Annotated in this window: 13 protein-coding genes; 7 read left to right on the top strand and 6 right to left on the bottom strand. The window is 65.0% G+C overall.

Features of this window, described 5'->3' with window-relative positions; genetic code table 11:
- Positions 1-23 precede the first annotated feature (23 nt).
- Complete coding sequence (locus A5785_RS01215) at positions 24-833, bottom strand: SDR family oxidoreductase (protein ID WP_064864255.1); 810 nt, start codon at positions 831-833, stop codon at positions 24-26.
- A gap of 124 nt (positions 834-957) precedes the next feature.
- On the opposite strand from A5785_RS01215, the gene A5785_RS01210 reads away from it, so the two are divergent.
- Genes A5785_RS01210 through A5785_RS01195 form a run of 4 tightly spaced genes read left to right on the top strand, consistent with a single transcriptional unit; the run spans position 958 to position 4,544 of the window.
- Entirely contained in the window at positions 958-1,728 is a 771-nt protein-coding gene (locus tag A5785_RS01210; protein ID WP_064864254.1) for an enoyl-CoA hydratase family protein, read from the top strand.
- A 1-nt stretch (position 1,729) separates the two neighbouring features.
- The gene (locus A5785_RS01205; RefSeq protein ID WP_064864252.1) at positions 1,730-2,680 is read left to right on the top strand and encodes a CoA transferase subunit A; all 951 of its coding nucleotides are present in this window, start codon (positions 1,730-1,732) and stop codon (positions 2,678-2,680) included.
- On the top strand, positions 2,677-3,456 hold the full coding sequence (locus tag A5785_RS01200) for a CoA-transferase subunit beta (RefSeq protein WP_064864250.1): 780 nt from the start codon (positions 2,677-2,679) through the stop codon (positions 3,454-3,456). Before A5785_RS01205 ends, A5785_RS01200 begins: the two co-directional genes overlap by 4 nt.
- Entirely contained in the window at positions 3,453-4,544 is a 1,092-nt protein-coding gene (locus A5785_RS01195) for an NAD(P)H-dependent flavin oxidoreductase (RefSeq protein WP_064864248.1), read from the top strand. Before A5785_RS01200 ends, A5785_RS01195 begins: the two co-directional genes overlap by 4 nt.
- A 25-nt stretch (positions 4,545-4,569) precedes the next feature.
- Here the strand turns inward: A5785_RS01195 and A5785_RS01190 are convergent, their stop codons facing one another.
- From A5785_RS01190 to A5785_RS01170, 5 genes are all read right to left on the bottom strand, one after another.
- On the bottom strand, positions 4,570-5,487 hold the full coding sequence (locus A5785_RS01190) for a TAXI family TRAP transporter solute-binding subunit (RefSeq protein ID WP_064864246.1): 918 nt from the start codon (positions 5,485-5,487) through the stop codon (positions 4,570-4,572).
- Positions 5,484-6,956 (bottom strand): sensor histidine kinase, encoded by a 1,473-nt coding sequence (locus tag A5785_RS01185; RefSeq protein WP_064864244.1) that lies wholly within the window; start codon positions 6,954-6,956, stop codon positions 5,484-5,486. The genes A5785_RS01190 and A5785_RS01185 overlap by 4 nt, the downstream gene beginning before the upstream one ends.
- Entirely contained in the window at positions 6,949-7,626 is a 678-nt protein-coding gene (locus A5785_RS01180) for a response regulator transcription factor (protein WP_049700093.1), read from the bottom strand. Before A5785_RS01180 ends, A5785_RS01185 begins: the two co-directional genes overlap by 8 nt.
- A 61-nt stretch (positions 7,627-7,687) precedes the next feature.
- Positions 7,688-9,160 (bottom strand): MFS transporter, encoded by a 1,473-nt coding sequence (locus tag A5785_RS01175; protein WP_231894085.1) that lies wholly within the window; start codon positions 9,158-9,160, stop codon positions 7,688-7,690.
- Positions 9,161-9,318: 158 nt separating this feature from the next.
- Positions 9,319-10,236 carry a LysR substrate-binding domain-containing protein gene (locus A5785_RS01170; protein WP_064864242.1) on the bottom strand — a complete coding sequence of 306 codons (918 nt, stop codon included), beginning with the start codon at positions 10,234-10,236 and terminating at the stop codon, positions 9,319-9,321.
- Positions 10,237-10,398: 162 nt separating this feature from the next.
- Between A5785_RS01170 and A5785_RS01165 the strand changes: the two genes are divergently transcribed.
- The 3 genes from A5785_RS01165 to A5785_RS01155 are packed head-to-tail and all read left to right on the top strand — an operon-like array spanning position 10,399 to position 13,113.
- Entirely contained in the window at positions 10,399-11,007 is a 609-nt protein-coding gene (locus tag A5785_RS01165) for a phosphonopyruvate decarboxylase (RefSeq protein WP_231894086.1), read from the top strand.
- Position 11,008: 1 nt separating this feature from the next.
- Positions 11,009-11,620, top strand: a complete 612-nt coding sequence (locus A5785_RS01160; RefSeq protein ID WP_064864240.1) for a thiamine pyrophosphate-dependent enzyme — start codon at positions 11,009-11,011, stop codon at positions 11,618-11,620.
- Between the two features lie 14 nt (positions 11,621-11,634).
- Positions 11,635-13,113, top strand: a complete 1,479-nt coding sequence (locus A5785_RS01155) for an aldehyde dehydrogenase (RefSeq protein WP_064864239.1) — start codon at positions 11,635-11,637, stop codon at positions 13,111-13,113.
- Position 13,114: the final 1 nt, after the last annotated feature.

Raw genomic sequence — 13,114 nt, 5'->3', positions numbered from 1 at the left:
CAATGTCCTTGATTCCGAGTCACTCACACGGCGTTGCCCGCGTTGGCGGCGTCGAGGAATGCAGGCTTCTCGCCACCGCCGTGGACGGTGAGTGTCGAGCCGGTGATGTAGCCGGCCAGCGGTGAGAGCAGGAAGGCGACGGCATTGCCGACGTCGCGCGGCGTTGCCATCCGCCCCATCGGGATGGTGCGCCCCACCGCCGCGATGCCGTCTGCGTCACCGTAATGCATCTGTGCCAGTTCGGTTTCCACCGGACCGGCCACCACCGAGTTGACCCGAACGCGCGGCGCCCACTCGACGGCCAGCGACGTCGCCGCATTGTCGAGACCGGCTTTTGCCGCGCCATACGCGGACGTGCCCGGCGACGGTCGGTGACCGCTGACACTCGACACGTTGACGATCGCTCCACCCGATTCCTGTTGCTGCATCACCGCATTCGCGGCGCGAGCGACGAGTAGCGGTGCAAGAAGGTTCAACTCGACGATCTTGCCCGCAAACGACGACGACGCGTCGGCCGCAAGCGCGAACGGCGATCCGCCGGCATTGTTCACCACGCCGTCGAGCGAGCCGTAGGTCTCGACGATCTGCGCAACCATCGCGGCCACCGCAGCTTCGTCGCGCACGTCGCACGCGATGAACTCACCGAGCGCCAACGCATCGTCGGTCGGGTTGCGCGCGCAGATCACCGGAACCGCACCAAGATCGGCCAACACGTTGGCGATACCCAGACCGACGCCGCGCGCACCACCGGTGACGAGGACGACCGCCTTCTCCACACCGAGATTCGTCTCCCGTGGCGGGTCGAGACGTGTGACCTGTGACCGCGGACCCATGGGTGCTACCCTACCAAACAACCAAGCATTTGCTTGGTATGTTTTCAGAGTCAGTGGTCATCCGAGTTCACTGCCTTGGTCACGGGGTTCACACACGGGATGCGTCCCGGGAGGAGGGCATGGCGTGCCGATCACCAGTACGCGCTCGGCGAGTGGTGTCACGACCATCACCGTCGACTATCCGCCGGTCAACGCGCTGCCGTCCGCAGCGTGGTTCGAGTTGGCCGACGCGATTCTCGCGGCGGGCGACGATCTAGACACCCACGCGGTGGTATTGCGGGCGGAAGGTCGGGGATTCAACGCGGGCGTCGACATCAAGGAGATGCAGGCAACCGAGGGGTTCGACGCACTGATCGCCGCCAACCACGGCTGTGCCGCCGCGTTCTCCGCGGTCTACGACTGCAAGGTGCCGGTCATCGTCGCGGTCAACGGGTTCTGCGTGGGGGGCGGAATCGGTCTTGTCGGCAACGCCGACGTGATCGTCGCGTCGGAGGGCGCGGTCTTCGGGTTGCCGGAGGTCGATCGCGGCGCGCTCGGCGCGGCAACGCACCTCGCCCGTCTCGTCCCGCAGCACATGATGCGCACGCTGTACTACACGGCGAGCAACGTCACCGCAGAACAGCTCCTGCACTTCGGGTCCGTCTACAAGGTGGTGCCGGCCGACGAGCTCGACGCGACGACGCTCGACGTCGCCGAGCAGATCGCCGCCAAGGACACGCGGGTCATCCGTGCTGCGAAATCGGCGATCAACCACATCGACCCCGTCGACGTGAAGGCCAGCTATCGCCTGGAGCAGGGGTACACGTTCGAACTCAATCTGGCAGGCGTTGCCGACGAGCACCGCGACGCATTCGTCGCGACGGGAAAGCCGAAGACCACACAGGGGAGCCGCTGACATGGCCGACACCTCAACACCCCAGACCGCGACGCTGCAGGCCTCGACACCCCAGACCTCGACACCAGCCGACAAGACCAGCACGCTCGACGACGTCATCGGAGAACTCCGCGACGGCATGACCATCGGAATCGGCGGGTGGGGTTCGCGTCGCAAGCCGATGGCACTCGTCCGGGCTCTCGCGCGCTCCGACGTCAAGGATCTGACCGTCGTCACCTACGGTGGGCCCGACCTCGGATTGCTCTGCGCCGCAGGCAAAGTCCGCCGAGCGTACTACGGTTTCGTCTCGCTCGACTCGGCACCCTTCTACGACCCATGGTTCTCGGCGGCGCGCACCAGTGGCGCCATCGAATCCCGCGAGATGGACGAGGGCATGGTCAAGAGCGGGCTGCAGGCCGCTGCCGCTCGCCTGCCGTTCCTGCCGACACGCGCCGGTCTCGGATCGTCGGTGCCCGATTTCTGGGAGGGCGAACTGAAGACCGTCGCGTCGCCGTATCCCGATCCCGACGGCAGAAAACAGACCCTGATCGCCATGCCTGCACTGCAACTCGACGCCGCATTCGTCCACCTCGACATCGCCGACTCACGCGGCAACGCCGCCTACACCGGCGTCGACCCGTACATGGACGATCTGTTCTGCGCCGCGGCGCAGCGTCGCTACCTCGAGACCGACCAACTCGTCTCGACCGAGGTACTCGCCAAGTCCGTTCCGACGCAACGGCTCCTGCTCAATCGGATGCACGTCGACAAGGTTGTCCACGCACCCAACGGCGCCCACTTCACTTTTGCGGGCGAGTACGGCCGCGACGAGGCGTTTCAACGGTTCTACGTCGAATGCGCCAAGGAACCGGACAAATGGTCGACGTTCCGTCGTCGCTTTCTCGACGTCGACGAGGCGACATATCAGCGCGAGGTCGACGCCTGGCGCGGTGAGCAGGAGGAGTCGAAGTGACAACTGCGGAAACAGAAGCTGCGGCAACGGAAACCGATGTCACCCGTGCAGAGGTGTGCGTCGTCGCGTGCGCCGAGATCTTCCGCGATGCCGGCGAGATCATGGCGTCGCCCATGGCGCCGGTGCCGCTGCTCGGTGCCCGGTTGGCGCGCCTGACCTTCTCACCCGACCTGCTCATCACCGACGGCGAGGCGTTGATCCTCGCCGACACACCGCCGATCGGGAAGTCGGGTCCCATCGAAGGATGGATGCCGTTCTCCAAGGTCTTCGACGTCGTGGCTTCCGGTAGGCGACACGTGGTCATGGGCGCCAACCAGATCGACCGACACGGTAACCAGAACCTGTCGGCGTTCGGTCCACTCCAACACCCCACGCGTCAGATGTTCGGTGTGCGCGGAGCGCCGGGCAACACCATCAACCATCCGACGAGCTACTGGGTCCCCCGACATTCGGCGCGTGTCTTCGGCGATGAGGTCGACGTCGTCAGCGGAATCGGTTACGACAAGGTCGATCCCGACAATCCCGCATTCGACGACCTCGACATTCATCGGGTCGTCACCAATCTCGGCGTCTTCGACTTCGGCGGACCCGGGCACACGATGCGGGCGCTGTCGCTACACCCCGGCGTCGAGGCGGGCGAGGTCGTCGAGAACACCTCGTTCGAGATCGCGGGTCTCGAGCTGGCTCCGGCAACCAGGTTGCCATCGGAGAACGAGCTCGCCATCATCCGAGACATGCTGGACCCCAAGGGTGTTCGCGACCGGGAGGTGAAATGAGTTCGACGGCACGCGCGGCCGCGCTACCGACCCGGTTCACCGAGTTGGTCGGTGTCGAATATCCGATCGTGCAGACCGGGATGGGGTGGGTGTCAGGCCCGTCGTTGACCTCTGCGACATCGAATGCGGGCGGTCTCGGCATCCTGGCGTCGGCGACGATGACCTATGCCGAGTTGGAAGCGGCAATTGCGAAGACGAAGTCGTTGACCGACAAGCCTTTCGGAGTCAACATCCGCGCCGACGCCACCGATGCCGCCGAGCGGATCGACCTGCTGATTCGCGAGAGGGTGCGGGTCGCGTCGTTTGCGCTGGCACCGAAGAAGGACCTGATCGCGAAGCTCAAGGACAACGGCGTCGTCGTGATCCCATCGATCGGTGCGGCCAAGCACGCCGTGAAGGTCGCGTCGTGGGGCGCGGATGCGGTGATCGTGCAGGGCGGTGAGGGCGGCGGCCACACCGGACCGGTCGCGACGACACTACTGCTTCCCTCCGTGCTGGATGCATTGCGCGACAGCGGTTCCGATATGCCGGTCGTCGCGGCGGGAGGCTTCTTCGACGGCCGGGGGCTCGCTGCGGCGCTGGCATACGGGGCCGAGGGTGTCGCGATGGGTACCAGGTTCCTGCTCACCGCCGACTCCGCAGTTCCCGACGCGGTGAAGCAGGAGTATCTGACGCGCACTCTCAACGACACCGTCGTCTCGGTGAAGGTCGACGGTATGCCGCATCGGGTGCTGCGCACCCCACTCGTCGAGGCGCTCGAAAGTGGCAGCCCGATCCGCGCGTTGTTCGCGGCGGCACGAAATGCCAACGAGTTCAAGCAGTTGACCGGCATGAAGTGGACGACGATGCTGCGCGACGGGCGTGCGATGCGCAAGTCGGGCGAGCGCAGTTGGCAGCAGGTCATCATGGCGGGCAACACCCCGATGCTGTTGCGTGCGGGTCTCGTCGAAGGTGATACGCGCGCAGGGGTTCTCGCGTCCGGCCAGGTGGTCGGGATGATCGACGACCTTCCCAGCTGCGATGCACTCATCCAATCGATCATGGATCAGGCACACGAGCGGCTGAAAGCACTGAGCGCGCTGGGGTGACCCTGCGGCCGGTGCGGCGAGACCGTCACCCGTGGTGGCGACGGTACGCCGCGATCGCGGCCGGATGAAGTTGCAGTCCGTAGACCTGAATGAGGGTCTGAGTATCCAAGAACTGCACTCCGACAGTACCTTTGGGGATCAGCTCCGACGCCTTGTCGACCAACGCGTCGACAACCGCTGTCACCGCCGAGTCCGGTGTGCTCGCAGTGGTGAGCAGCACGCTTGGCACGCCGATCGTCGCCGTCTCGGTGCGCGTGCCGTACATCCCCGCGGGCACCGCAACCGGCTCGTAGAGCGGGCCGTACCTCTCGCGCAGTACGGCGAGTTCGGCTGACAGGTCGAGCAACCTGATCCCGCCGGCCGGACCGTAGCCCGGTCGGGGGATGGCCGACGGGGTGGGTACGCCACCCGCCCACATCGCCGCGGCAACCGTGCCCGAAGCCAGTGATTCGAGCACGTTGGTCAGCGATACCGGGGTGATCTCGACATCGTCGGGCGTCATCGAGGCCGCGGCGAGGACACGACGTCCCGTCCATTCGGTACCCGAGCCACGCGCACCGAGACTGATCCGCTTCCCGCGCAGATCGGCAAACGTCTGGACGTCGCTCGTCGCGGGCACCGCGAATTGGACGTAGTTCTCATAGACACGTCCCACGGCGCGCAGCGGCCCGCCCCGCGCCGCGGCAACATCGCCGAGTGAGAGGCCGAAGTCGACGCGCCCCTGTTCGAGAAGTTCGATATTGCGCACCGAGCCGGTGGTGTTCATCGGTACGAGGCGGGTGGAACCGTCGGCCATCGCCGACGACAGTAGCTTGGCGAACTCTGACTGGAACCCTCCCGGCTCACCGGTAGCGATCCGATACTCGCGCACGTCACCACTCGCGCAGCCGGTGGCAAGCAGCGGAATCACCGCCAGTCCCTTGAGCAGTGTCCGACGCCTCATACGGCATCTCCCCCGGCGCTGACATCTGCTGCGGTGTCGAAGCCTGTCGTAGTGTCTGTGCGTCTCACCAACAGCACACGAACGCTCAGTCCACCTTCCGTCGATCTGCCGAAGTGCACGTCTCCCCCGACGGCGCGGACGAGGATGTCGACGATCGCGAGTCCGAGCCCCGTCCCGTGCGCCTTGTCGCGCGTGAAGAATCGCTCCGTCAACCTCGGCACGTCCTCGTCTGCCACGCCGGGCCCATCGTCGGCGACCTCGATCACCACCGAGTCGGGCGAGTCCTCGGGTATCCCGATCGACAGCGCGATCTCCGGATGTGGCCCGGCGTGCCGTGACGCGTTGTCGACGAGGACGTCGATCACCTGCGCGAGCGCATCCTCGCTGATCCGTGCCTGCGTCGCCGGATCGTCGAGTTCGTCGCGGAAGGTCAGCCGCGCACCTCGTTCACGCACCGGCACCGACCAGAACTCGACGCGGTCGGCGAGGACCGTTGCGGCCGTGCTCCATTCGTCACGTCGGCCACTCTCGAGCCTCGGCGTCTCCGCACTGGCGAGGGTCAGGAGCTTGTCCAGGATCAGCTGCAGGCGTTGCGCCTCGGCACCGATCATCGCGAAGTCTTCTGACAACGCATCGGGAACCTCCGTCTCCACGATGTCGATCCGGAACTGCAGCGCCGCCAACGGGTTACGCAGTTGGTGTGAGGCATCTGCGACCAGGCGGCGCTGCATTTCGACCGATCTCAACACAGTCGTCACCAAGCCGTCGAAAGTGTCGGTGAGTTGACGCACCTCAGGCGGCCCACCGGTTTTGGCGTCCGACGCCGCGTGTATCGGATCGTCGGTCGCCGATGTCGGAATGGACGGCAGTTCTGCTGCGAGATCGGTCATCGCGTCCGACAGGTCTGCGAGCGGACGCAGCACCCAGCGGCTCAACACCACTGCGAGCGCGGCGAATGCGAGGATCACCGCAGCGGCGCCACCGACGATGAGCAGCCACCAGCGGGTGACGTCGGACCTCGTCGCCGCTGTCGAGGATCGCATGACCACAGTGCCGTTCACCTGGGCGCCGCTGCCGACCGGGGCGACGAACACCGCCGAGTCGGGACCCCACGGCGCCACATGTCGAAGCTCCGACGACTTCTCATTGCGTAGTCCGCGTGTCACGGCGGCCCGCATCTCCTGATCCGTCGGTCCCACCGACAGATCAGGGACGCCCCGGGTGGAGACGATCAGCACCGAGTCGCCGTACACGTCGTGATAGGCGCGGATCTCATCGGCGATACGGGCCGAGTTACCTGTCGTCACATACTCATTCGACATCGCAGCGAATCGGTTCACGTCGCTCTCGCGCTGCTGCACGAACTGCCGCGTGCGCGCCTGCGACGACACCTCGATCAGTGGCACTGCAAAGCCGGCAATACTGACAGCCCCGATGATCGCGAGCACAATCAGCAGTCGCCTACGCATCGTCGACGGCCCCGTCCCAGCGGTAGCCGAATCCGCGGATGGTGGCGATGAGTCCCCGACGACCGAGCTTGGCGCGCAATCCGGTCATGTGGACGTCGAGCGAGCGCGATACGGCCACAAAGGCATCGCCCCACACCTGATCCATCAGCGCAGCACGACTGACTGCCAACCCCGCGTTCCTGACCAGAACCGCCAAGATGTCGAATTCCTTTGCGGTGAGCTCGATATCGCGTCCGTCGACGGTAGCTGTACGAGCGTCGAGGTCGATGGCCAGGTCACCGGACACCACAAGGTGTTGCGCCCCAGCGGGTTCCGGGCGGGCGGCTCGTCGACTCACGCTGTCGATGCGCGCAACCAACTCGACGAATCGGGCCGGCTTCACCAGATAGTCGTCGGCTCCGAGGCGTAGACCGCGCACGACCGACCGCTCGTCGCCTCGCGCGGTGAGCACAATGACCGGTACCGAACTCACCTGTCTCAGTTGCCGAAGTACTTCGAGGCCATCCTGATCGGGTAGGCCGAGATCGAGCAACACGAAATCGAACCCTGCGTGATGGAGCAACAGATCGGCCCCGACGGCGTATCTGGTCGGTTCGTGCCCGAAGCGTCGCAGGCCCGAGACGATCGCGCCTGCGACGCCGTCGTCATCCTCCACAACCGCAATACGCACGACGCCCATTATCCGCATCCCGCGGTCGCGGAATGCGGATAATGGTGGCATTCAGTCCAATTCATCGAGATGAAGAGGGACCCTCATCGATGAGCGACTTCGTTCCTGTTTCGGCGTACTGCACTGTCGCCGAGGGAAAGTCGACGGTCGATGGGTTCGACGAATCGACCAGCGAGTCCTGCGAGACAGCCTGCGCGGAAGTCGACTCCTTCGCGCCGGCGTCGGCGGGGTCGAGCATCGAGTCGCCCCGCGTTTCCTTCATGAAGTACGCGGCGATCCAGGTCAGCAGGGCGCAGGCGGAGACGTAGTAGAAGAAGGCTCCCTCGTGACCGGCCTGCTTGAGTCCCAACGCAATCGGCTCAGCCGTTCCACCGAATACGGCGGTGACCAGGGCGTGAGGCAGTCCGACGCCGAGCGCGCGCACCTTGGTCGGGAAGAGCTCCGCCTTCACGATGGGGCTCAATGCCGAGTATGCGGTGACGATGGTCAGTCCCACCATCATCAGGCAGAAGGCGACGAACGCGTTGGACACGTGGCCGAGGGTTGTCATGATCGGGACCGTGAGCAGCGTGGCACCCGCACCGAAGAAGAGCATCACCTTGCGGCGTCCGATCTTGTCCGACAAAGCGCCGGCCAACGGCTGCATGCACATGTAGACGAACAGCGCGCAGAAGCTGATCCAGGCGACGGTCTCCTTATCCATTCCCGCGGTGTTGATCATGTATTTCTGCAGGTAGGTGGTGTACGTGTAGTAGCAAACGGTTCCACCGATGGCCAGTGCGAAGACCAGCGCGAACGACTTGCGGTACTGCATGAGGGTGCGGAGTGTTCCCTCCTGCTTGGCGGCACCCGCACCCAGTGCGGCGACCCGCTGCTTCTCCGCGAGGTACTGCGGTGACTCATCCATTCCGCGCCGGATGATCATCACTGTCACCGCTGCGACCGCACCGATCACGAACGGCACACGCCAGCCCCACGAATCCATCTGCGCCGGTGTGAGGATCTGCAGCAGGATGATCTGGATGCCGAGTGCGCAGAGTTGGCCGAGCACGATCGACACGTACTGGAAGCTGGAGAAGAAGCCACGTCGGCCCGGCGTCGCGACCTCCGAGAGATAGGTTGCGCTCGAACCGAATTCACCTCCAACCGAAAGGCCCTGCAGGAGCCGGGCGAGCACCAGGATCACCGGAGCGAGAATTCCGATGGTGGCGAAGCCCGGCGTGACCGCGATGAGTAGCGATCCGGCCGCCATCAGCAACACCGATAGGGTCAGTGCGTTACGCCGTCCGTATCGGTCGGCGAATCGACCGAGGACGTAGCCGCCGAGCGGTCGCATCAGGAAGCCGACGGCGAACACGACTGCCGCGGAGAGCAATTGGGCCGTTTGGCTTTCGCTGGGGAAGAACACCGGGGCGAAGAACACGCTGAACGCTGCGTAGACGAACCAGTCGTACCACTCGATCAGGTTGCCGATGCACCCTCGGAAGACGTTGGCGACGACGCGCCGGTTGGATGTGGAGGACTGTTGAGTCATCACACGCTCCTTTGTGAAATGGGACTTTTGTGAGGTGGGACTTGCTTTCCCCATCACTGTGGCAGCGGTCACAAGCGCAGCCAATGCCTCGCGGCGTTTCCTAACAGTCCCTTTGGAAAGCTCGTGCCGTTTGCCGATGCCCCCTACCGAAAGCGCGGTCAGACCAGCCGGGCCGACGGCCACCGTCCACTCGCGACAGAGGTGGCGACGACCTCTCCGAGCAACTCGACGACGAGGTCACAAGCCGTCGACTGCGCCCGGTTGCGCGCTACGGCAGTGCCGATCGTCCGTGACAGAGCCGCGCCGACGATCGGCGCACAGCTGACCGCCTCCGCCGCGTCGATCGCCATCGCGGCCGGAAGCACCGTCCACCCGTGACCATCGGCGACGAGCCGACGTTGTACGCCGGCATCGTTGGTCTCCACCGCGACGGAGATGTCGACACCCGCGGACGCGGCGTCGACGATGCTGCGCAACCCGTGCGGAGGGGCGGGCAGCACGAGGGGATGCTGCAGCAACTCCTCCAGCGCGACAGGTTCGTCGGCGTGTAGACCAGCCGAACTCGGCGCCACCGCCCACAGGTCTTCGCGCAGCAGTGGACGGATGCGAAACGCCGAGGTACTCGGCTGCTCGAAGAGCAGCGCGACGTCGACGTCGCCGAGTTCGAGCCACTGTGCCAGGTGCCCCGCGTATCCGACGTCGACACGCAACGCGATGCCTGGATACCGTTGCGACACAACCGAGATGAGTTCGGCAGCGAGTAGCCCGACGGTCGAGGGCAACAGCCCGATGCTGACCCGACCGCGGACGTCCTCACCGGTACCCGAGAGCACTTCCGCCCGTGCCCGGTCGAGTTCCTCCAGCGCCCGTCGAGCACGTTCGAGTACCAGTTTGCCGCTGGCGTTCAACGACATCCCCGACCGGCTTCGTTCGAACAACTCGACGCCCAGTTCCGATTCCAACGCGTGGATCTGCTTCGTGACAGCCGGCTGCACCACGTGCAGTGTCTTCGCGGCCGCGGTCACGCTTCCGGTATCGGCCACTGCCAGCAACGCCCGTAGTTGTCTGATCTCCACGTCATCTCCACTCGCCCCGCCGTTGCACGAGGTCGTCGATTGTCGGTCCGCTGTCCGCCGGCATTCCGGCACGGAATGCGGAACCATGCCGAAATTCTATTACCCACTCATTCCCATAACGATAGAGAATCGTTGGCAGCTCAACAACGAAAGGTTCTGCCCATGACCAGCGCGCTTACCGACGGTGAATTGACCAACCACGGCGAATTAACCAACGACGGGGCATCAACCGACGGGGCACCGGTCGAGATTGTCGGCCCCGGCTGGCAACGCGATGTCTTCGAGGTGCTCAAGCAAGGCGGGGTGTCGCAGATCGCCTACGTCCCCGACGCCGGTCACTCCTACGCGATTCGTGCAGCGATCGCCGACCCCGACATCACCGACGTCGTGCTGACGACGGAGGAGGAAGGCGTCGGAGTCACGGCCGGAGCCTGGCTCGGTGGTGTGCGCTCAGCGTTGCTGATGCAGAGCAGCGGCGTCGGCAACTGCGTGAATATGTTTTCGTTGCTGGAGATGTGCCGATTTCCGTTCCTGACCCTCGTGACAATGCGCGGCGAGTATGCGGAATTCAATCCATGGCAGATACCGATGGGTTCGACCACCCAGCGCGCACTCGAACTCGGCGGCATCACCGTGCTGCGTGCCGACAAACCCGACGAGGTTCGTGAGGTCGCGCAGGCAGCCCTGGAATCGACCTTCCTCGCGGGCGAGCGCACCGCGGTACTACTCGGACAAAGCCTCATCGGCCGCAAGAAGTGGGAGCGAAACTGACATGACCGCAACTGATTTCACCGCCGTACAAGAGACCACTCCGATCGACCGCCGCGAGTTCGTGTCTGCATTGATCGATCGTGTTCCCGACGCTCTCATAGTCACCGGGCTCGGCTCGGCGTCGTACGACGTCTTCGCCCACGGTGAGCGCGACGAGAACTTCTACCTCTGGGGCGCGATGGGCGGCGCTGTTCCCGTCGGCCTCGGGCTGGCACTGGCGCAGCCCGACAGATCCGTCGTCGTCGTGACCGGCGACGGTGAGATGCTGATGGGCATCGGATCGCTCGGCTCCGCCGCGGTGCGCGCGCCCGACAATCTGACGGTCGTCGTGCTCGACAACGGACACTTCGGCGAAACGGGGATGCAGCGCAGCCACTCCGGGCTTTGCACACGCCTTCTCGACGTCGCGCACGGCTTCGGGATCCGTCACTGCCGCGAGGTCGATTCGCTCGGCCAGGTAGCCGACGTCGCGTCGAACATCAACGCGCGCAACGGACTCTCGTTCGTGCAGGTGCACATCGACACCGGCGAGCCGCCGCGCGCTCTTCCGCCACGCGACGGAGTCGCGGTGAAGAACAAGTTTCGCGCAGCACTCGGCCTGACCACATTCTGAGGAAGGACGGCACCATGCAGACCTATCAGCTCCGGATCGACGGCCGCTGTCGCGACAGCAGCACCGGTGAGTTCTTCGACTCGTTCGACCCTTTCACCGGGAAACCGTGGGCCAGCGTGGCCCGCGGCAGTGCCGCCGACGTCGACGATGCCGTCCACGCGGCGCACGACGCTCTCACCAACAGTGCCTGGTCGGAGATGACGGCGAGCGCACGGGGCAAGCTCTTGCATCGACTCGGCGACGCAATCGCCGCCAACAGTGCCGAGCTCGCCCGAACCGAGGTGCGCGACAACGGAAAACTGTTCGCCGAGATGTCTGCACAGACCGCCTACATTCCGGAGTGGTTCTACTACTACGGCGGTCTGGCAGACAAGATCGAGGGATCGGTTGTGCCACTGGACAAGAAGGGATACTTCGCCTACACGACGTCGGCTCCGGTCGGGGTCGTCGGCATCATCACGCCGTGGAACTCACCGCTGCTGCTGCTCACCTGGAAGCTGGCGGCAGCTCTCGCTGCGGGCTGCACCGTCGTCATCAAACCTTCCGAGCATACGAGCGCCTCGACCCTGGAATTCGTTGCGCTGCTCGAGGAAGCGGGCCTACCGGCCGGCGTGGTCAATGTGGTCACCGGGTTCGGACAGGAAGTCGGCAGCCCCCTGGTCGATCACCCGCTGGTGCGCAGGGTCAGTTTCACCGGCTCGGACGCGACCGGCAGCAGGATCGGCGCGCAGGCCGCGGGCGGCATCAAACATGTCGGCCTCGAACTGGGTGGCAAATCGCCCAACATCATCTTCGACGACGCCGACCTCGATGCCGCGGTCAACGGGGCGGTGTCGGGGATCTTCGCCGCAACCGGTCAGACCTGTATCGCCGGATCACGACTGCTGGTGCAGTCGTCTGTCCACGACGAGGTGGTCAGACGCGTCGTCGAACTGTCGAAGACCGCGCGCATGGGAGATCCGGCCGATCCGGACACACAGGTGGGACCGGTGACAACACGCGACCAGTACGAGAAGGTCCTCTCCTACATCGAGATCGCGAGATCAGAAGGCGCACAATTGAGTCTGGGCGGATCGGCCGCAACCCGACCCGAGTGTGGTGACGGCTGGTTCGTCGAACCCACGATTTTCACCGGCGTCGACAACTCCTCGCGCATCGCGCAGGAGGAGGTCTTCGGTCCTGTGCTCTCGGTGATCCGATTCGACGACGAGGCCGAGGCGATCGCCATCGCCAACGACTCCCGATATGGTCTCGGCGCAGGCGTCTGGACCTCCGACATGGCGCGAGCATTCCGGATGACTGCGGCGATCGAGTCGGGCACGGTGTGGGTCAACACCTATCGTGCCGTGAGCTACATGATGCCGTTCGGCGGCGTCAAGGAGTCCGGCCTGGGTCGCGAGAACGGCATCTCGGCGGTGGACGACTACCTGGAGACCAAGAGCGTGTGGATCAACACCGGCGCACCCTCCGGGAATCCGTTCGTGCTGAAGTGAA

The organism is Gordonia sp. 852002-50395_SCH5434458, from assembly GCF_001665905.1.
GTDB classification, from domain to species: domain Bacteria; phylum Actinomycetota; class Actinomycetes; order Mycobacteriales; family Mycobacteriaceae; genus Gordonia; species Gordonia jacobaea.
This window is presented reverse-complemented; position numbering and strand designations above follow the sequence as displayed.

Excerpts from the sequence above, each read along its gene's own strand:
- A5785_RS01215 (WP_064864255.1), bottom strand. The coding sequence starts at position 833 with ATGGGTCCGCGGTCACAGGTCACACGTCTCGACCCGCCACGGGAGACG.
- A5785_RS01205 (WP_064864252.1), top strand. The coding sequence starts at position 1,730 with ATGGCCGACACCTCAACACCCCAGACCGCGACGCTGCAGGCCTCGACA.
- A5785_RS01195 (WP_064864248.1), top strand. The coding sequence starts at position 3,453 with ATGAGTTCGACGGCACGCGCGGCCGCGCTACCGACCCGGTTCACCGAG.
- A5785_RS01190 (WP_064864246.1), bottom strand. The coding sequence starts at position 5,487 with ATGAGGCGTCGGACACTGCTCAAGGGACTGGCGGTGATTCCGCTGCTT.
- A5785_RS01185 (WP_064864244.1), bottom strand. The coding sequence starts at position 6,956 with ATGCGTAGGCGACTGCTGATTGTGCTCGCGATCATCGGGGCTGTCAGT.
- A5785_RS01175 (WP_231894085.1), bottom strand. The coding sequence starts at position 9,160 with ATGACTCAACAGTCCTCCACATCCAACCGGCGCGTCGTCGCCAACGTC.
- A5785_RS01165 (WP_231894086.1), top strand. The coding sequence starts at position 10,399 with ATGACCAGCGCGCTTACCGACGGTGAATTGACCAACCACGGCGAATTA.
- A5785_RS01160 (WP_064864240.1), top strand. The coding sequence starts at position 11,009 with ATGACCGCAACTGATTTCACCGCCGTACAAGAGACCACTCCGATCGAC.
- A5785_RS01155 (WP_064864239.1), top strand. The coding sequence starts at position 11,635 with ATGCAGACCTATCAGCTCCGGATCGACGGCCGCTGTCGCGACAGCAGC.